The following is an 18,266-nucleotide window of genomic DNA, read 5'->3' on the forward strand; positions in this document are numbered from 1 at the left end:
ACCCGTCGACCGCAACCTGCAAACCCCCGCCTGCCATCACGACGGAGCAATCCCGGCGCCTGACGAGGCGCGTGGAAAAGCACCGCAACGGCGACACAGCGTCGCTTCAGGCCGTCAAATGCTACAGCCCGTGAACCACGGCGGCTAGACGCGCGCCGGCCGCGGGGGGGGGGGGTGGGGTTTCCCCGGCCGCCGCACGCCACTCATGAAGAGCGGCCCCTTTTTGCGGTTCCGACACCCATAGTCAACCCGGCAGCGTCTGGATGCCCGCTGTGCTCTTTTCAGAGCGGCTCGCGATGCCGGCCATGTCGGCCGATCCTGCCTAGGATGGGGGGCCACTCTCGTCGGCCGAGTTGATGCTCCAGCCAGTATCGCCTTGCCGACCAGCATGGGTTCGCCGTTAGCAATCCATCCTCGCGAGCCAATGCTATCGTGCACGTGTCGCAGCACTCCGGGCGGCTATATCGCCTAAGACAGCATGACGAAGCGTTCCAACTTCCTGTTCGGCGAGCCCGTGTGCAGTTCCTGACTCGGACAGTGGACGAGAATTCTCTTGGCGGTACTGCGCCAGAAGGCATTCGCGTCCAACGGAATCAAGCGACGACTATCAGCCGCAAACGTCACATCACAAGAGCGGTCTTCCACCCATTGCAGATTATCCGACTGATCAGGCGGCGTCCGATATGTCCGACTCTGCCTCAAGAATTCCCACAGGTATGGACAGCGATCTCGCTATCCGATTCCGATAGCCCTTATTGTACTTTAGACCCCGCTCGATGTTTTGGATTTCCTGAGCGGCAAGCCCGCACGCGACCGCGAGGTCCTCGATTGAATACCCAAGGTGCTCACGATAAGCGCGGATGATGTGGGTCCCCTGCGACATAGCCGTCAAGACTGGCTCGGGAATGCGCGAATCCTTCATAAACATCTCCAAGAAGATGGGAGCGCCTGACAAATCGGGAGATTTCCTCCCCGACCCTGGCGCACATCCAGCAAATCAAAAAAATGGACGTCCATTCGGCCGGACCGGCCTCATCCATGGAATGGGCCACTTGAAATTGGCAGCCGGGTCGGAATATGGCGGCTCACCTGCTTCTGATCAAGTTCTAAGAACCTGCCCGCCATGAGATGGCCTGATCGGCTGTAGCGCATTCGACCTGCGATCCTACACGACTCATTCTCCCCGATGGCTTTCTTGAACAGCAACTCGAACTCTCATTGACGCCTCCAGTGGCTATTCGCGGCACCGTCCACCCAGCCTCGCGGACGCTGATACCTTCGACCAATTTCCACCGCCGATGCAGCGAAGATGGCCAAGCATCGCCACCTATAAAGGTTCACAATCACTCGACCGTGACCGATTTTGCGAGATTGCGCGGCTGGTCTACGTCTGTGCCCATGAAGAGCGCCGTGTGGTAGGCAAGAAGCTGTATCGGCAGCGAGAAGATCATCGGCGCGATAATCTCGTCGACAGCCGGCAACACGAGCGTGTGCATGGTGTTGAGTTTCGATGCGGCTGCCCCTTTTTCATCGGTGATGAGGATAATCCGCCCTCCACGGGCAGCCACTTCCTGCATATTGGAGACGGTCTTGTCGAAAAAGCGATCATGGGGCGCGATGACGATCACTGGCATGTTGTCGTCGATCAATGCGATCGGACCGTGCTTCAATTCACCCGCCGCATAGCCCTCGGCATGGATGTAGGAAATCTCCTTGAGCTTCAGCGCACCTTCCATCGCTAGCGGGAAACTGGTGCCACGGCCGAGATACAGGACGTCACGACACTTTGACAGTTCGCGCGACAGGAACTCGATCTCCGGCTGGATGCTGTTGAGTACCTGGCCCATGACGCGCGGCACTTCGGCGAGGCTCCTGACGAGCGCCTGCAGCTCGTCTTCGGTTACGGTCCCGCGGGCTCTGGCGGCGCCGATGGCGAGTGCGGCTAGAACCGCAAGCTGGCAGGTAAACGCCTTGGTGGAGGCGACGCCAATCTCCGGTCCGGCAAGGATCGGGAAGACCGCATCGGCCTCCCGAGCGATGGTCGATTCGCAGGCATTGACGATAGCGCCAATTTTCAGCCCACGCTCCTTGCAGTACCTCAACGATGCGAGCGTATCGGCGGTTTCGCCGGACTGCGAAATGAAAAGAGCCGCCGACTGCGGCGACAACGGGATCTCGCGGTAACGGAATTCGGACGCAACGTCGATTTCAACCGTCAGGCGCGCATAGCGTTCGAACCAGTATTTTCCGATCAGTCCGGCGAGATAGGCGGTCCCGCAGGCCGAGATCGCCAAGCTCGGGATCCTGGCGAAATCGATGCCAGAAACCATGTCGGCGCGATTCTCTATGATGTTGCTATAGTGACGGAGAGCATGGGCGATGACTTCGGGCTGCTCGTAGATTTCCTTCTCCATGAAGTGGCGATGGTTGCCCTTGTTGGCCAGATCGGCCGCGGCCGTGGAGGTATGGCGCGGACGCTCGACGGGATGGCCGTCGAAATCGAAGATATGGGCGCCCGAATTGCCGACAACGGCCCAGTCGCCCTCGATGAGATAGGTAATTTCATTGGTGAAGGGAGCGAGCGCGATCGCGTCGGAGCCCAGGAACATCTCGCCGTCGCCGTGACCGATCGCCAGCGGTGGTCCGTTGCGCGCCGCCATGATGGTCGACGGATCATCTTCGAAGAGGACGGCAAGCGCATAGGCGCCCCTGACGCGTTTCAGCATGGCACGCATCGCCTCTTGCCGCCTCATGCCCTCCCGGCGGTGTCTTGCCAAGAGATGCGCGACGACCTCGGTGTCGGTATCGGTCTGGAACTCGGCGCCAGCCGCCGCCAATTCGTCCTTCAGCTCGGTGAAATTCTCGATGATCCCGTTATGGACGACGGCGACACCGTCGGTAAAGTGCGGGTGCGCATTGCGTTCCGTCGAGGCCCCATGGGTTGCCCAACGCGTGTGGCCGATGCCGATGTTGCCGCTCAGCGGCTCTTCCTTCAGTCTCCTCTCGAGATTGACGAGCTTGCCCTCGGCGCGCCGGCGGTGCAAGGCACCTTCGGTGATCGTCGCAACGCCGGCGGAATCATAGCCGCGATATTCCAAACGCTTCAATGCGTCGACCAACCGATCCGACACCGGCTGTTGCCCAACGATGCCAACAATCCCGCACATGTTCGTCTTCCCATTCTTGCCGGCAGCTTCAGCCCACGCGAGACGGATACCCATCCGGCCGCTTTCATTGGGGATCTTGTAGTAGTATTCGGTAATATTGGTACAATTGATTGTAGGGATAACTATCATCCACCCCATGGATGAGCCCCTGATCTAAACTTCTCGTTGCGCCTGACGCCCTCATGACCGAGCGCAAGCCCACACCCCGCGGCACGAAGGGGACCATCCGGGCTACGCACCTGACACGAAGCGCCGCCGCTCGTGCACGCGGTGATCGGCATGATCACAAGCACTGTGACGCATGATCGGCATCATCATCATCGGCAGCGTCGGCGCCGTCGGCATGATTCACGTGTTCGTCACGTTGATCATAATCATCGTCGCCGCCGATCAAGTTTCTGATTGCCTGCCGCTGTTGACGCGGCTTTCGCCGGTAGAGTTTAGCCCGCGATGGCCTATCAATAGGCTGTTGGTCGGCATGGCCGAAACCGAGAGTCAGGCGGCGCAGGCCACAGAGCACGTTCAGCGACCGTTTCAGTCAGCGCCGGCTTTGTCGGGGTTCGTAACGTCATCAGGATTCTCGGGGCATGAATGCACTATCACGAAAACGTTGGTTCTCAGTGCTTCGTCCGTATTACTCAAACCCGATTCCCGCTGCGGAAGAACTAGGCGCGTGTCACGTCTTGTACAAGGCACAATAGCAGTGAGAAATGGAGATTGATGCCTGCGCGTTTTCGAATAAGACAATCACCAAGCTGTCACCCGAATTACATCAGGAACTGTCTATAGCCGCCGCCCATCAGGTAGCGGCCACGTTGGATGGCGCGACGCACCTGATCGCGAAGATGGCTACCTGGATGAGACCAATCTTCTTCGACACGGCGTCTCCCGAACAGGGCAATGGCGATCTCCTGATGAGATGCTCCCGCAAGCGAGCCATCCAAAGCCTGGAGCACGATACGCAGACGCGCTCCGCGGGGTTCCGGCGGAAAGCAAGCAGCTGCCAGGCGGCCGCAACCATTGATGTCGTTCAGGAACTGAAGGGCAGCGACATGGAACTTCAGGTGCTGCGGCTGCACGATCGCGTCGACATATAGCCGCAACGGGCGGAGAACGGATGCACCGGAAAGGGCGATCTGCAGACTCCGGCAGTCCTCCCTCAGCAGCACGTGCTGCACGCCGGCAGGTGTCAGCAGGATGTCCTTGCAGCATGAGAGCGAAGGGAGATCAAGCGGTTCAAAATCGTGGTCGAGCCCAACCGGCTCCGCGGCCGCTCGTAGAATACGGGCGCAGTCGCGCGGATCCCAAAAGACCCTTGCCGACGTAGCGTCCGACTGTGGCGCGTCCGCGAAAAAGGAGGCTCCATTGTCTTAGGAAAGATGATCCTGTCGTCAACTCGATTATCTTCATGTCGGCCTGGGCTCCGACAATGTAGGCGGACGGTGCCATTTTGGCGTGGTCGCGCTGAAATTGTGGATTGCGCCGAAGAAACTCCCAGGCCCAGGCAGTGCGTGGCAATCGTCTGGCGTAGTGGTAAGCTTCGTGACGACGCCAGTCCGGCCAGCATACAAGACCGACCGTCGCTTCCTTGGGCAGACCAGCATCCTTCACGGCTCAGGTGTCCACAATGACGCTATGCCGACGGGCCTAGAACCGGTTGCCACAGTACCGGTCCGCTCAGACGTCCCCTGCTGCGGATGCGCAAAAGGCTCGCGCGGGAAATCTCGAGAAACCCGGCCACCGCCTCCGTTTTGCCGACGGACTTGGGTTGTCCGATGCGCGACAATGGCCACGTCGCGAGGCGAAGGATCCGTTCCATGCGCGTGTCCGTCACCGTTACTATCCGGGTCAGATCCTTGGCCAAGCCGAACTCGATCATGCCCGCGAAGAGCTCGTAGGTTGCCTGGGCCAGTCCGCCCGCTGCCTTGGGCGCCGACGGAGGGAGATCGAGCGCGAAACGACTGCTCTCCCATATGTCGGAGGTCGAGGGCACGACGTCAGCACCCAGCAGCACCGGGAACGTGTCGCGCAACATTGTGGGTCCGGTGCTGGGCAAAAGACGCACGCAACCGCGAATTCGCCAGTCGGATCCCTTGAGGAGCAGATAGACAGGCTTCAGACCATCAAACGGGTCTGTTTCCATCTGGTCTTCGGTATCAACTTCCCAATCGAGCCTTTCCTTGAACACCCGAAACCTGAGCCCGTGCATCTCTTTGAGCTCGCTTGCGAACTCGTCGTAAAGGTCTGGTGTTATCAGCTGCATCATGGTCGCCTCCGTGCGGGATGTGTTCCCGCCATCGAAGGGCAAAGCCGGCAGCGATGCAGCCTGTAGAGGTTTACAGCTATCGTGGCCGACGAATCAGGATCTCGCCTGGCCGGAGGCAGCCAGTCGTGCAACGGCCTGGTTGATCGTTCGAACGCCAAGCTTTGCCTTGGCGTTTTCCAGATGAAAGGTCACGGTGCGCTTTGAGACGCCGAGAAGCTGGCTGATAACCCAAGCCGACTTGCCGCGCGCCGCCCATTTCAGGCACTCGAACTCCCGCGGGGTGAGCGTTACACCATCCACCACGCGATCGTCGGCGAGCCTGCGCCGGACATGGATATGAAAGTTGATGGCCACCAGCTGCAATGCTTTTTCGTAACGTGTCAGTGACCGCAACAGAGGCGGGCGGGACTCGTCGGAAGCAAAGGTCAGGGCAGCAAACCGGCCGCAATGATCATGCATGGACATCGTCAGGCCGCCGCGGATGCCAAACTCAGCCGCACTCTCCAGAATTTGTTGCTGCGAATTCGGCAGACAGTGCCGAGCGCGATCCACACCCCAATCAAAGGTATCCCAGCCTTGCAGCCCGCGCAGGATGACCGGATCAAGACTGTGGTACCGCTGTTGCAGATAACGTGATGTCCAGGATGAAGGATAGTTTGAGATCAATTGCGGGGCGTCGCCGGGGGCCGACGGGTAAGTGAAATAGGCGAATAGCGGAAAATCGAAGCCGGCTGCAGCGGATGCCATTGCCTCACGGAGATCGGCAGCATCAACACTTGCAGACAGTTGCTCAACGAAGTTCTCAAACACGCGATGCATTTGCGCTTTGCGTAACCTCCGTGATCGCTCGATGCCAGGCAGAGACCTTGTTTTAAACGATCCCGGACGGATACAGCGCGTGCCGAGAACCCCGTTAATCTGTTGAAACCCGTGATATTCTGACGTTGTCTATGAGCCGTGTGCCGCCGAGCCAGGCCGCGACAAGCAAGCGTGCAGGTCGGTCAAGGCTTGTCATGGGTCGCAGATCTGCCTCGTCGCGAAGTTCCAGGTATTCGACCTCGCGATAGCCTGCAGCCAGAATTGCTGCGCGCGCTTCGGCAAGCGTTGGCAGGACGGGCGAGCCGCGGGCAAGCCGCTCAGCCGTCTCGAGCAAGACCGATGATAGCTCGGGGGCAACAGCACGCTCTGCTTGCGAGAGCCGGACATTGCGCGATGATAGTGCAAGACCGTCGGCTTCGCGGACTGTCGGACAAGGAACAATGGTGATTGGAATATCCAGGTCCCGGGCCATACGCCTGACTAGCTGAAGCTGCTGAAAGTCCTTTTCGCCAAAGAAGCCGAAGTCAGCGCTGGTCTGCAGGAAGAGCTTGGCGACGACGGTCGCCACGCCATCGAAATGTCCCGGCCGGAAGGCACCGCACAGGCCCTCGCTGACACCGGACACCGAAACGGTCGTGGCGAAGGCCGCCGGATACATCTCCTCTGCATCCGGCGCATAAAGCAGGTGCGCGCCAAGCGGTGCCAGCTTGGCGGCATCCTCGTCCTCGGTGCTCGGATACGCGGCGAGATCGGCCTCGCTGTTGAATTGCTTCGGGTTGACGAAGAGCGTCACGATCACCCGGTCGGCCTTCACGAGTGCCGCGCGCACCAGGCTGAGATGGCCCTCATGCAGGACGCCCATCGTTGGCACGACGGCAATCCTCACGCCCTCGCGGCGCCATGCGGCGACGATTTGGCGAAGCTGGGCAACGCTCCTGACAATCGGCACGCTCACGCTGCTTCTCCGCTCTTGGTGGCGTCCCCGTCGGCGGGCTTGGGCGCATCGGCAAACACGTGCTCGGCGGCCGGAAACTGGCGCTCCTTCACTTCCCGCGCATAGGCCGCGATCGCAGCCGCAGCGGCCTCCCCCAGTTCAGCATAGCGCTTGACGAATTTGGGCCGGAAGTCGCCGAAGAGGCCCAGCATGTCGTCGACGACGAGAATCTGGCCGTCACAGGCTGCCGAGGCACCGATGCCAATGGTCGGGGTCGCCACCTCCCCGGTGATCCGGCGGGCGAGCGCCTCGGGAACCTTCTCCAGCACGACCGCAAAGGCGCCCGCTTCGCTCACCGCAAGCGCGTCGCGCCTGATGCGCTCGGCATCCCCGCCTCTGCCCTGCACGCGGTAGCCACCGATGGTGTTGATCGCCTGCGGCGTCAAGCCGACATGGGCCATGACCGGCACGCCGCGCGCAGCGAGGAAGCCGATCGTCTCTGCCATCGTTTCGCCGCCTTCGAGCTTGACGGCCGCGCAGCCGGTCTCGGCCATGACGCGCGCGGCATTGCGGAAAGCCTGCTCGGGGCTTTCCTCGAAGGAACCGAACGGCAGGTCGACGACCATCAGCGCCTGCTCGAGGCCACGGCGCACGGCCTGGCCGTGCGTGATCATCATCTCCAGCGTCACACCGAGCGTCGAGGGCAGGCCGTGGAGAACCATGCCGACGCTGTCGCCGACCAGCACCACATCGCAATGGGGATCGACAAGCCGGGCGACTGGCGTCGTGTAGGCGGTAAGGCAGACGAGCGGCGTCCCACCTTTGCGCGAACGAATATCCGGCGGTGTGATCGCCTTGGTGTCACCAAACGCACTCAATGGACCCTCCTTCCCCAACGTTACCAACCGCGGGTGTCGCGTTTGCCACATTTTTGTGCAAGTGCGAAGAGCTAAAAATGGCCGTGCAGCTGTGCGGTGTTGACGTGCGGACAGGCGCGCTTACACTTAAATCGATTCAGGCGCTCCCGAGCTGGCCAACCACTTTCGCGAACATGGACGATCAGGCAAAAGGACCCAGGAAAGACAGAGCCGCCGTCAAGGCCGACGAAGTCAAAGTGGACCTGATCGCCTTTGTCGTCGCCGTAAACGACAGTGAACCCTGTGTCCTCACCATCGGCCAGGCGGACACCCTGCCCTCCGGACCATTTGCGCTTGAGCACCGATCGCTGCAATCCGGTTTGAGGGGGTGGGTCGAGCAGCAGACCGGCCATCCGCTGGGGTATATTGAGCAACTCTACACCTTCGCGGATCGGGATCGCATCGGCGCCGAGCGCCAGCAGCGCGTCATCTCCATCAGCTATCTCGCATTGACCCGCAAGGAACAGGCAGCTGGCTCGCCCAAGTGCGGCTGGCAGAGCTGGTATGAATATTTTCCATGGGAGGACCACCGCTCCGGCACGCCTCCGGTCGTGCTGGACGTTCTGCGACCGCGCCTGATTGAATGGGCAGACGGCGTCAGCGACGCGGCCACGCGACGTGAACGCTGGCAGCGGGCGACGATAGCCTTCGGCTTCGACGACCGCCTTTGGAACGAGGAACTCACGCTTCAACGCTATGAGTTAGTCTACGAAGCAGGCCTGGTCCAAGAGGCCGGAAGCGGACGGGACGCGACGCTGCCTCCGCTGGTGCCTAGCAAGTCCATGGTCGCCGATCATCGCCGCATCGTGGCGACCGGCATTGCGCGGCTGCGCTCCAAGATCAAATACCGGCCGGTCGTCTTTGAGCTGATGCCGCCGGTCTTCACGCTTTTGCAGCTGCAGCGAACCGTGGAGGCGCTTGCCGGCAGGCTCGTGCGTAAGCCGAACTTTCGCCGGCTGATCGAGCAGCAGGAGCTGGTCGAAGAGACCGGAGAGGCAACCGCGGAGACCGGCGGCCGGCCAGCGAAGCTTTACCGGTTCCGCCACGCCGTTCTCGACGAGAGGGTCATCGCCGGGACAAAATTGCCGCTGGCGCGGGGTTGACATCGCTTATACTCACAGCAAGTATATGCTGGTTATTTTCAACTAGAGTATAAGCTGGAGGGGTCGATGAGCGCCATGCTGCCTGCGACCGCGTTTCTCTACGAGCGCGTCCGACGAGTGATCCCGCCGATCGAATGGCCGGCTTTCGTCGAGGATATCGAGGCGATCCTTGCACTGAAGCGCGAGCGCAACGCCATCATCCTGGCGCACAACTATCAGACCCCCGAGATCTTCCATTGCGTGGCCGACATCGTCGGCGACAGCTTGGCACTGGCCCGCACGGCTGCGACGATCGAGGCGCAAGTCATCGTGCTAGCCGGCGTACATTTCATGGCCGAAACGGCCAAGCTGCTAAATCCGCAAAAGACGGTGCTCATTCCCGACCTGCGGGCAGGCTGTTCGTTGGCGGAATCGATCACGGCAGAAGACGTGCGCTTGATGCGCCAGCGTTATCCCGGCGTGCCGATCATCACTTATGTCAACACGTCGGCCGAAGTGAAAGCCGAGTCGGATATCTGCTGTACATCCGGCAACGCCAAGGCGGTCGTCCAATCCCTTGGCGTTCCCCAGGTGATCATGTTGCCGGACGAATATCTGGCCCAGAATATCGCCGCCCAGACCGATGTGCAGATCATCGCCTGGAAAGGGCATTGCGAGGTGCATGAGCGCTTTACACCGGCCGACATCCGCGAGTTGCGCGAAAGCCATCCCGGCGTGATCGTGCTCGCGCATCCCGAATGCCCGCCCGACGTCGTGGCTGAAGCAGATTTTTCCGGCTCGACCGCTGCCATGTCCGACTATGTCGAAAGGCAAAGGCCGGCACGTGTCGTGCTGATGACGGAATGTTCGATGAGCGACAACGTCGCGTTAGCGCACCCAGAGGTCGAGTTCATCCGGCCCTGCAATTTGTGCCCGCACATGAAGCGGATCACGCTTGCCAACATCCGCATGGCGCTCGAGCAGAACCACCATATCGTAACCATCGAACCCGGGATCGCCGGGCGCGCGCGGCTTGCGGTCGAACGGATGCTGGCAATTTGAGCGCCGATGTCCGCAGCTTCTTCGGGCGGCCCATCATCATCGGCGGCGGCATCGCCGGACTGATGACCGCGCTTCAACTGGCGCCGGAGCCGGTGCTGCTTCTGTCCAGGACGCTGCTGGGAGCTGACAATTCGAGCACGTGGGCACAGGGTGGTCTGGCTGCAAGTTTCGGCGAAGACGACGATCCGGAACTGCACCTGGCCGATACGCTTGCCGCCGGGGATGGTCTCTGCGACACAGACGTGGCGAGCCGCATCCTCCAAGCCGCGCCCAAGGCGATAGAGGGGCTTGCGGGCTTTGGGGTTCCCTTCGACCGTACGCCGCAAGGATCACTGTGCCTCGGATTGGAGGCCGCACACAGCCGACGTCGCATCGTTCATGCGCATGGTGACGGCACCGGGCGTGAGATCATGCGTGCCCTGATCGCGGCTGTGCGTTCCACTCCGTCGATTGTTGTCGTGGAGGGCGCGGAAGCGCGCCGGCTGGCGGTGCGAGAGAATGCGATCCGAGGCGTCTGGGCGAGCGGTTCGATAGGACCTGTCTTCTTCGGCTCACGGCGGGTCGTCCTCGCCACCGGTGGGATCGGGGGACTGTTTCTCGACACCACGAATCCTTCGGGCAGTTGTGGACAGGGCCTGGCGCTTGCGGCCCGCGCTGGAGCTGTCCTTGCCGACCTCGAGTTCATCCAGTTCCACCCGACCGCGCTTGACGGCCCGGAACGCCCTATGGTGCTGCTCAGCGAGGCCGTCCGCGGCGAAGGTGCTGCCCTGATCGACGAAACCGGCCAGGCTTTTCTCCAGAGCGTGCCAGGGGCGGAACTCGCGCCTCGTGATGTCTTGGCGCGCGCCGTCTGGAACCATCTTGCCAACGGCCACCGTGTTTTTCTCGACGCGCGGCAACGGCCTGGCCCGGAATTTGCTCGACACTTCCCGACAATCGCATCAGCCTGTCGTGGAGCCGGCATCAATCCCGCGCGCGATCTCATCCCCATTCGTCCGGCCCAACACTACCACATGGGTGGCGTTGCCGTGGACGGCTCCGGTAGGACCTCCGTCAAGGGGCTGTGGGCCTGCGGCGAAGTCGCTTCGACAGGACTGCATGGCGCCAACAGGCTCGCCAGCAATTCCTTGACCGAGGCCGTCGTGTGCGCGCGCTGGGTCGCTGAAAGTGTCGCCGGAACGCCTGCTCGCAGAACAAAGCCTGCGTTTGCGGACGTTTACCCATCGCCCGCTCCGATTCCGGTGCGTGTTTTCCTGTCGCGCGCACTCGGCATCGTCCGGGATGGTGAAGGTTTAAAAGCAGCCGCACGTGCCTTATTGCCGCTCGCCGATAGCAAGGACGCGGCCTCGGATCCGGCGGCTGCCGGGCTGATGATCGCGGTTGCCGCCCTGTTGCGCGAAGAAAGCCGCGGCGCTCATTACCGGACAGACTTTCCTCATCATGCGACTGTCGCCCGACGGTCCGAAATCACCCTCGAAGCCGCCTTGGCCGCTGCGCGGGAACTCGGACACTCGCCAAGCCTCGAAGGGGCAAAGTGATGACGCTCTCACCGCTTCCCACGGTCATGCTTGAGCCGCTTGTAAGGGCAGCTCTTCTTGAAGACCTTGGCAGAGCCGGCGACTTGACCACGGAGGCCATCGTCCCGAAGGAACGCCAAGCGGGAACCGTGCTGGCGGCGCGCCAGTCCGGAGTTGTCGCCGGCCTCGATCTGGCGATGCTCGCTTTCCGCTTGATTGATCCTGATATCGAAATCTCGGTGGAGCGGGCAGACGGCTCCAATGTCATGGATGGAGAGGTCATTGCATCAGTGGTTGGCCCTGCCCGGGCCATTCTCACAGCCGAACGGACGGCACTCAATTTTTTGTGCCATCTGAGCGGCATCGCTACAGCAACGGCATCGATCGTCGCTGCGGTTCGTGGATATGGCGCGAAGATCGTCTGCACGCGCAAGACGACGCCCGGATTGCGGGCAGTCGAAAAGTATGCGGTGCGCGCAGGTGGCGGATCCAATCACCGCTTCGGCCTCGACGACGCAATTCTGATCAAGGACAACCACATCGCCATCGCAGGCGGCGTTCGCCCGGCGCTCGAGCGAGCACGAAGACGGGCCGGTCATCTCGTCAAGATCGAGGTCGAGGTCGATACGCTGGCCCAGTTGGAGGAGGTACTTGGCTTCGCTCCCGATGCGGTTCTGCTCGACAACATGTCCCTCGCCGATCTTCGCCGCGCCGTCGCAATCGTTGGCGGCCGTGCTATCACCGAGGCTTCTGGCGGGATCGCATCCGATACAGCGCGAGCGATTGCCGCGACCGGCGTTGATCTGATTTCAGTCGGCCGACTGACCCACAGCGCGCCGATCCTGGATATCGGCCTCGACTATTGGGACTCATGATTGCCTGAGGAACGAACAGGATCGAATCAACTGTCCTTTCCGATCGTCATCAATCAGACAGCAAAGCAAGGCAGAACCGGAGAACAGCATGGACATGCAAACAGCCAGTCCAACGCAGACATCGCCACAGGCTCAATCCCCTGACCCTGGAGCGTGGACCCTGGAGAAGGCTCAGGCACTTCACGATGCCCCCTTCAACAATCTCCTCTTCCTCGCGCAAACCGTGCACCGCCAGAATTTCGATCCAAACAAGGTCCAGCTCAGCCGGCTGCTCAGCATCAAGACGGGCGGATGCCCGGAGGATTGCGGCTATTGTAGCCAGTCGGCGCATCACGAGACCGGCCTGAAGGCGTCGAAGCTGATGGAGGTCAGGCGCGTCATCGTCGAGGCGAAGAAAGCGCGTGACGCCGGCGCAACCCGCTATTGCATGGGCGCGGCCTGGCGAAACCCCAAGGCGCGCGACATGGATGCGGTGGTGGCGATGGTCGAAGGCGTCAAGGCGCTGGGCATGGAGACCTGCATGACGCTCGGCATGCTCGATCTTGAGCAAGCCGCTCGACTGAAGCAGGCTGGTCTCGACTTTTACAACCACAACATCGATACGTCGGAACGCTACTATAGCGAGATCATCAGCACGCGGAGCTTTGCGGAGCGGCTCGAGACGCTCGAGCACGTTCGCCAATCCGGCATCAATGTCTGCTGCGGCGGCATCGTCGGCATGGGCGAGGAGCCGGTGGACCGGATCGGCATGCTGGTGACGCTGGCCAACCTGCCGGAACATCCGCAAAGCGTTCCGATCAACATGCTGATCCCGATCCCCGGCACCCCGCTTGCCGACGCCAAGCCCATCGAGCCGATCGAATTCGTGCGCGTGATCGCGCTGGCACGCATCATGATGCCGAAATCGCATATCCGTCTTTCCGCCGGCCGCACGGCCATGACCGACGAGATGCAGGCGCTGTGCTTTTTTGCCGGCGCCAACTCGATCTTCGTCGGCGACACGCTGCTGACGGCGGACAATCCCGGCGAGGACAAGGATACCCTGCTGTTCCGGCGCCTCGGCATCGAGCCGATGGACCTCGAGGCGCAATGAACGGGGCACCGCTTGCCCGCTATGAGGCGACCTTGCAGGGACTGGCGCGCAAGGACCGGCTGCGGACGCTCAAGCCGCGCGCCGGGCTCGACTTCTCGTCGAACGACTATCTCGGGCTTGCCACCTCCAAAAGACTTGGCGAAGCGGTTGCGGCGGCGATTGCGCGTGGCACGCCGGCTGGCGCCACCGGGTCGCGGCTGTTGCGCGGCAATGCGCCGGAACACGAGCAGCTCGAGGCAGACGCGGCGATGTTCTTCGGAGCCGACCGCGCGCTGTTCTTCGGCAGCGGCTACATCGCCAACTTCGCTCTGCTGACGGCGCTGCCGCAGAAGGGCGACCTTTTGATCCTCGACCAGTTCGCCCATGCCAGCATGCATGAGGGGGCACAGGCCGGACGTGCCGAGTTCAAGCTGGCCGCGCACAACGACGTCGATGCTGTCGAGGATGCGATCACGTGTTGGCGCGCCGAAGGCGGCATGGGATGCGTCTGGATCGCGGTGGAAAGCCTTTACAGCATGGATGGCGATTGCGCGCCTTTGGAGAGCCTGGTCGCGCTTGCCGATCGGCACGACGCATTCATCGTCATTGACGAGGCGCATGCCACCGGCGTCTGGGGACCGGACGGCCGGGGGCTGGCCGCCGCTTTCGAGGGCCGCGACAACATCGTCGCGCTCCACACCTGCGGCAAGGCGCTCGGCGCATCTGGTGGGCTCGTGACCGGGCCGAGGACACTGTGCGAGTATCTGATCAACCGTTGCCGGCCATTCATCTACGCCACCGCGCCATCGCCGCTGATGGCGGTCGCGGCGCGCGAAGCGCTCGCAATGCTCGCCGACGAGCCTATGCGGCGTGTTCAGCTGCATGAACGCGTTGCCCTCGCAGGCCGCCAATTGGTCGATCGCTGCGGCGTGATACCAAGTGGCTCTCAGATCCAGCCCTTGGTGATCGGCGATGTCAGGCGCACCATGGCAGTGGCGGCGCGCCTGCAGGCCCGCGGCTTCGACATACGCGGCATTCGTCCGCCGACCGTGCCCGAGGGCACGTCGCGGCTGCGCATCTCACTGACGCTCAATATCGGCGAAGCCGACATTTCCGCCATGCTCGAGGCGCTCGTCGAGGTGTTGGCCCAGACATGACCGGAGGCGACATGACCAAGCGCATCGTCATCACCGGAACAGACACCGGAATTGGCAAGACGGTGTTTTCGGCCGGGCTTGCCGGCCTGCTTGACGGTTTCTACTGGAAGCCGGTGCAATCGGGCCTCGACGGCGAGACCGACAGCGAGGCGGTTGCGCGACTTGCCGGGCTGCCGTCGGGGCGCGTGCTGCCGGAAGCCTACCGCTTGAAGAGCCCGCTTTCGCCGCATCGTTCGGCCGAAATCGACGACGTTTCGATCGAGGCTGCCGATCTTTCGTTTCCGGTCCTGCCGACACCGCTCGTCATCGAAGGCGCCGGCGGGCTGATGGTGCCGCTGAACCGCCGGACAAGGTTCATCGACATATTCGAGCAATGGCAGTTGCCGGTCATTCTGTGCGCCCGCACCGCGCTCGGAACAATCAATCACACCTTGCTGTCGATCGAAGCCCTGCGGGCGCGCGCTATCCCGCTGGCTGGCATCGCCTTCATCGGCGATGAGATGACCGATACGCAACGGACGATCGTGGAATTCGGCGACGTGCCGCAACTCGGCAGGCTGCCGCACCTCGATCCGCTGACGGACAAAACGCTGAGACAAGCGATGATTGCCGGCTTCGACCTCGCTTTGATTGCCGGAGGCGAATGATGACGCAATCCCGTGTGTGGCATCCCTTCACCCAGCACGCGCTCGAGCCGGCGATCCCTGAAATCGTCCTGACGGAAGGCGCCTATGTCCACACGGCCGACGGCTCCCGCATCCTGGACGCCATTTCCTCCTGGTGGGTCGTCACCCATGGCCACCGCCATCCCCGCATTATGAAGGCAATCGAGACGACCGCCTCGAGCCTCGACCAGATCATCTTCGCAGGTTTCACGCACGAGCCTGCCGAATGCTTGGCCAAGGCGCTTGTCGGACTCGCTCCCGCCGGACTCGACTGGGTGTTCTATTCCGACAGTGGCTCGACCTCGGTCGAAGTAGCGCTGAAGATGGCACTCAGTTATTTCCGCAACATCGGCGCCCCACGCTCGCGCATCGTCGTCATGGATCACAGCTATCATGGCGACACGATCGGCACGATGAGCGTCGGTGCGCGTGGCGTGTTCAACGCCGCCTACGAACCCTTGCTGTTCGAGGTCGACACCATCCCCTTTCCGGCAGCGGGGCGCGAGCAGGAGACGCTGGATCGTTTAGAGGCTGTGACCCGCGATCGACGAGCCGCAGCCTTAATCGTCGAGCCGCTGGTGCTGGGCGCCGGCGGCATGCTGATGTATCCGGCTTCAGTTCTGGCCGAATTGAAGAAGATCACTGAGGCCTCCGGCACGCTGCTGATCGCCGACGAAGTGATGACCGGCTGGGGGCGGACCGGAACCATGTTCGCCTGCGAGCAGGCATCGATCTCTCCAGATATCCTGTGCACCTCGAAAGGCCTGACCGGCGGCGCCATCCCGCTGGCCGTAACGCTTGCCACCGATGTCATCTTCCAGGCTCATTATTCCGAGGACCGGAAGAAGACGTTTTTCCATTCGAGCTCCTACACTGCCAACCCGATTGCCTGCGCGGCAGCACTTGCCAATGTCGAGATCTGGCGGGACGAGCCGGTGGCCGAGCGCATTGCGGCCTTGAGCGCAATGCAGGCCACCGGGCTTCGACGCTTTCGCGACAACAGCTTCTTCACCGACTGCCGGGCGACCGGCACGATCGCGGCGCTCGACCTGCGAACCGGTTCCGCAGGTTATCTCGCCGAGATCGGACCGAAACTGCGCGCTTTCTTCCTCGAGCGAGGGCTACTTGTGCGCCCGCTCGGCAATGTCCTCTACTTTCTGCCACCCTATTGCATCACCGGCGACGAGCTCGAGCGACTCTATGACGCCATTGAGGAGGCGGGCGAACGCTTCGGGTCCAGGCCATGAGCAAGTCGTCGCGCATTCTCGGATTTGGCCATCATGCGCCTGGGCGAAAGGTGGCGAATGCCGAAATCGAGAGCAATCTCGGTCTTGATCCAGGCTGGATCGAAAGGCGTACCGGGATACGGTCGCGCTTCTGGGCAACCGACGAAGACACGCTGTCTGGTCTTGCTGCGCAGGCCGGCGACATGGCGCTGGCGAACGCCGGCATTGCGCGCCACGACATCGGTCTGCTGCTGCTTGCCACCTCGACGCCCGACCATCTTCTGCCGCCCAGCGCGCCGCTGGTCGCACACAAGCTTGGCCTTGGCCGCGCAGGCGCGGTGGATCTGACCGGCGCCTGCGCCGGCTTCATCTACGCGCTCATGTTCGCGGACGGATTTACCCGCCTGCACGGCAAAGCGAGCCTTGTTATCGCCGCCAACATCCTCAGCCGCCGCATCAATCCAGCCGAGCGCGCAAGCTCGGTCCTGTTTGCCGATGCCGCCGGCGCCCTGGTGATCGGTCAGTGCGATGATGCTGATCGGGGCATTCTCGGTGCCTCGGTGGATTCGGACGGCTCGCGATACGGGCTGATCCAGATTCCCGCAGGAGGAAGCAACAAGCCGTTCCACGGTGACCTCGATCTCGCGCAAACCCGAATGAGGATGACGGACGGCCGCGAAGTGTTCGCAATGGCCGTGGAGATGATGACCGATTGCTCGACAAGCGCTCTAGCCGCTGCCGGAGTGCGGCCACACGATCTCGGCCGGTTCGTGCCGCATCAGGCCAATACTCGGATTTTCGACGCGGTCGGGAGGAACCTCGGCATCGCGGACCAAGCAATTGTCAAGACGATTGCCGAATACGGCAACTCTTCGGCCGCGACGATCCCGCTGTCGCTCTCGCTCGCCAACCAGACGGAGCCATTCCAGCCTGGAGAGAAAATCCTTCTGTCGGCGGCGGGTGCGGGTCTCAGCGGCGGCGCTCTCGTGGTTGGAATCTAGCCGGCCGGCTCACGCGCGCAGGACTGGTCATGAATGGCGATAGGGCAACAGAACCAATGCCAAAATGGCCTTCTGAAGCTCGACATGACCGAGCTGACGCAGCACGACCCCGTGCGAGCCTCTGGATGAGATCAAATGCATCACCCGTTGCATCATTCGTGCCATCTGAATAAAGCTCAAATACAAAGGGTGAGCCGCCCCATATATGTCTGATACCCGACATTGTTCACATAAAAGGCTCGATGCTTACACGCTCTTTACTCTCTTCTCTTTGCTGTCTGCTCTTTTCTCTTTGCTCTTCCGTCTTGACTAGCAGGAGCATGCGGCTTATCTCATTGCCGCGTTAGCACTCGCTTCGGCTGAGTGCTAAGCACGCTCCGGCAACGGAGAACCGTTCAACATTCGCACCAAGGAAATCCAAAAATGGCAAAGTCGAATTTCCGGCCGCTGCATGACCGCGTGGTCGTTCGCCGCGTCGAGTCCGAAGCGAAGACCGCCGGCGGGAT

General features: G+C 61.9%; 18 protein-coding genes and 1 pseudogene. 11 read left to right on the forward strand and 8 right to left on the reverse strand.

All coding sequences use genetic code 11. The annotated features are described in order from the left end of the window. Positions 1-667 precede the first annotated feature (667 nt). Both NKI72_RS31305 and glmS read right to left on the reverse strand, forming a co-directional pair. Positions 668-928: a helix-turn-helix domain-containing protein gene (locus tag NKI72_RS31305; protein ID WP_352496595.1), complete on the reverse strand. Its 261-nt coding sequence runs from the start codon at positions 926-928 to the stop codon at positions 668-670. A 415-nt stretch (positions 929-1,343) separates the two neighbouring features. Next, entirely contained in the window at positions 1,344-3,167 is a 1,824-nt protein-coding gene (glmS, locus tag NKI72_RS31310) for a glutamine--fructose-6-phosphate transaminase (isomerizing) (RefSeq protein WP_352577953.1), read from the reverse strand. Between the two features lie 301 nt (positions 3,168-3,468). Between glmS and NKI72_RS31315 the strand changes: the two genes are divergently transcribed. Continuing rightward, a complete protein-coding gene (locus NKI72_RS31315) occupies positions 3,469-3,888 on the forward strand; it encodes a hypothetical protein (RefSeq protein ID WP_352851750.1) in 420 nt (139 codons plus the stop codon). A gap of 46 nt (positions 3,889-3,934) precedes the next feature. Here NKI72_RS31315 and NKI72_RS31320 read toward each other — a convergent pair whose 3' ends face one another. From NKI72_RS31320 to panB, 6 genes are all read right to left on the reverse strand, one after another. Then, positions 3,935-4,345, reverse strand: a complete 411-nt coding sequence (locus tag NKI72_RS31320; protein WP_084643024.1) for a DNA -binding domain-containing protein — start codon at positions 4,343-4,345, stop codon at positions 3,935-3,937. Positions 4,346-4,403: 58 nt separating this feature from the next. Then, a complete protein-coding gene (locus NKI72_RS31325; RefSeq protein WP_352496584.1) occupies positions 4,404-4,778 on the reverse strand; it encodes a transcriptional regulator domain-containing protein in 375 nt (124 codons plus the stop codon). Positions 4,779-4,800: 22 nt separating this feature from the next. Continuing rightward, on the reverse strand, positions 4,801-5,433 hold the full coding sequence (locus tag NKI72_RS31330; protein ID WP_352496585.1) for an acyl-homoserine-lactone synthase: 633 nt from the start codon (positions 5,431-5,433) through the stop codon (positions 4,801-4,803). A 93-nt stretch (positions 5,434-5,526) separates the two neighbouring features. After that, the gene (locus tag NKI72_RS31335; RefSeq protein WP_352453544.1) at positions 5,527-6,252 is read right to left on the reverse strand and encodes a LuxR family transcriptional regulator; all 726 of its coding nucleotides are present in this window, start codon (positions 6,250-6,252) and stop codon (positions 5,527-5,529) included. A 94-nt stretch (positions 6,253-6,346) separates the two neighbouring features. Then, on the reverse strand, positions 6,347-7,207 hold the full coding sequence (gene panC, locus NKI72_RS31340; RefSeq protein ID WP_352684187.1) for a pantoate--beta-alanine ligase: 861 nt from the start codon (positions 7,205-7,207) through the stop codon (positions 6,347-6,349). After that, a complete protein-coding gene (gene panB / locus NKI72_RS31345) occupies positions 7,204-8,064 on the reverse strand; it encodes a 3-methyl-2-oxobutanoate hydroxymethyltransferase (RefSeq protein WP_352458526.1) in 861 nt (286 codons plus the stop codon). Before panB ends, panC begins: the two co-directional genes overlap by 4 nt. A gap of 173 nt (positions 8,065-8,237) precedes the next feature. Here panB and NKI72_RS31350 point away from each other — a divergent pair, with 173 nt between their 5' ends. The 10 genes and pseudogenes from NKI72_RS31350 to NKI72_RS31395 form a co-directional block, all read left to right on the forward strand. Beyond that, positions 8,238-9,206: an NUDIX hydrolase gene (locus NKI72_RS31350; protein ID WP_023722073.1), complete on the forward strand. Its 969-nt coding sequence runs from the start codon at positions 8,238-8,240 to the stop codon at positions 9,204-9,206. Between the two features lie 66 nt (positions 9,207-9,272). Further along, the gene (gene nadA, locus NKI72_RS31355; protein ID WP_352508058.1) at positions 9,273-10,247 is read left to right on the forward strand and encodes a quinolinate synthase NadA; all 975 of its coding nucleotides are present in this window, start codon (positions 9,273-9,275) and stop codon (positions 10,245-10,247) included. Beyond that, a complete protein-coding gene (locus NKI72_RS31360; RefSeq protein WP_352851752.1) occupies positions 10,244-11,785 on the forward strand; it encodes an L-aspartate oxidase in 1,542 nt (513 codons plus the stop codon). The genes nadA and NKI72_RS31360 overlap by 4 nt, the downstream gene beginning before the upstream one ends. After that, the gene (gene nadC / locus NKI72_RS31365; protein WP_352595624.1) at positions 11,785-12,639 is read left to right on the forward strand and encodes a carboxylating nicotinate-nucleotide diphosphorylase; all 855 of its coding nucleotides are present in this window, start codon (positions 11,785-11,787) and stop codon (positions 12,637-12,639) included. The genes NKI72_RS31360 and nadC overlap by 1 nt, the downstream gene beginning before the upstream one ends. Positions 12,640-12,733: 94 nt before the next feature. Beyond that, positions 12,734-13,732, forward strand: a complete 999-nt coding sequence (gene bioB / locus NKI72_RS31370; RefSeq protein ID WP_352595658.1) for a biotin synthase BioB — start codon at positions 12,734-12,736, stop codon at positions 13,730-13,732. Further along, positions 13,729-14,868, forward strand: coding sequence for an 8-amino-7-oxononanoate synthase (locus NKI72_RS31375; protein ID WP_352757208.1), 1,140 nt, complete (start codon positions 13,729-13,731; stop codon positions 14,866-14,868). The genes bioB and NKI72_RS31375 overlap by 4 nt, the downstream gene beginning before the upstream one ends. Before the next feature lie 11 nt (positions 14,869-14,879). Next, entirely contained in the window at positions 14,880-15,515 is a 636-nt protein-coding gene (bioD, locus tag NKI72_RS31380) for a dethiobiotin synthase (RefSeq protein ID WP_023679599.1), read from the forward strand. Then, positions 15,515-16,780, forward strand: a complete 1,266-nt coding sequence (locus tag NKI72_RS31385) for an adenosylmethionine--8-amino-7-oxononanoate transaminase (RefSeq protein ID WP_352692539.1) — start codon at positions 15,515-15,517, stop codon at positions 16,778-16,780. The genes bioD and NKI72_RS31385 overlap by 1 nt, the downstream gene beginning before the upstream one ends. Beyond that, positions 16,777-17,760, forward strand: a complete 984-nt coding sequence (gene bioZ / locus NKI72_RS31390) for a 3-oxopimeloyl-[acyl-carrier-protein] synthase BioZ (protein WP_352594790.1) — start codon at positions 16,777-16,779, stop codon at positions 17,758-17,760. The genes NKI72_RS31385 and bioZ overlap by 4 nt, the downstream gene beginning before the upstream one ends. 423 nt (positions 17,761-18,183) lie before the next feature. Beyond that, a pseudogene (locus NKI72_RS31395) lies at positions 18,184-18,266 on the forward strand (co-chaperone GroES); the annotation flags it as partial.

Origin of the sequence: Mesorhizobium sp. M0437 (assembly GCF_040321335.1) — a bacterium.
In the GTDB taxonomy this organism is placed as follows: domain Bacteria; phylum Pseudomonadota; class Alphaproteobacteria; order Rhizobiales; family Rhizobiaceae; genus Mesorhizobium.

Excerpts from the sequence above, each read along its gene's own strand:
- NKI72_RS31305 (WP_352496595.1), bottom strand. The coding sequence starts at position 928 with ATGTTTATGAAGGATTCGCGCATTCCCGAGCCAGTCTTGACGGCTATG.
- glmS (WP_352577953.1), bottom strand. The coding sequence starts at position 3,167 with ATGTGCGGGATTGTTGGCATCGTTGGGCAACAGCCGGTGTCGGATCGG.
- NKI72_RS31315 (WP_352851750.1), top strand. The coding sequence starts at position 3,469 with ATGATCGGCATCATCATCATCGGCAGCGTCGGCGCCGTCGGCATGATT.
- NKI72_RS31330 (WP_352496585.1), bottom strand. The coding sequence starts at position 5,433 with ATGATGCAGCTGATAACACCAGACCTTTACGACGAGTTCGCAAGCGAG.
- NKI72_RS31335 (WP_352453544.1), bottom strand. The coding sequence starts at position 6,252 with ATGCATCGCGTGTTTGAGAACTTCGTTGAGCAACTGTCTGCAAGTGTT.
- NKI72_RS31350 (WP_023722073.1), top strand. The coding sequence starts at position 8,238 with ATGGACGATCAGGCAAAAGGACCCAGGAAAGACAGAGCCGCCGTCAAG.
- nadA (WP_352508058.1), top strand. The coding sequence starts at position 9,273 with ATGAGCGCCATGCTGCCTGCGACCGCGTTTCTCTACGAGCGCGTCCGA.
- nadC (WP_352595624.1), top strand. The coding sequence starts at position 11,785 with ATGACGCTCTCACCGCTTCCCACGGTCATGCTTGAGCCGCTTGTAAGG.
- bioB (WP_352595658.1), top strand. The coding sequence starts at position 12,734 with ATGCAAACAGCCAGTCCAACGCAGACATCGCCACAGGCTCAATCCCCT.
- NKI72_RS31375 (WP_352757208.1), top strand. The coding sequence starts at position 13,729 with ATGAACGGGGCACCGCTTGCCCGCTATGAGGCGACCTTGCAGGGACTG.
- bioD (WP_023679599.1), top strand. The coding sequence starts at position 14,880 with ATGACCAAGCGCATCGTCATCACCGGAACAGACACCGGAATTGGCAAG.
- NKI72_RS31385 (WP_352692539.1), top strand. The coding sequence starts at position 15,515 with ATGACGCAATCCCGTGTGTGGCATCCCTTCACCCAGCACGCGCTCGAG.
- bioZ (WP_352594790.1), top strand. The coding sequence starts at position 16,777 with ATGAGCAAGTCGTCGCGCATTCTCGGATTTGGCCATCATGCGCCTGGG.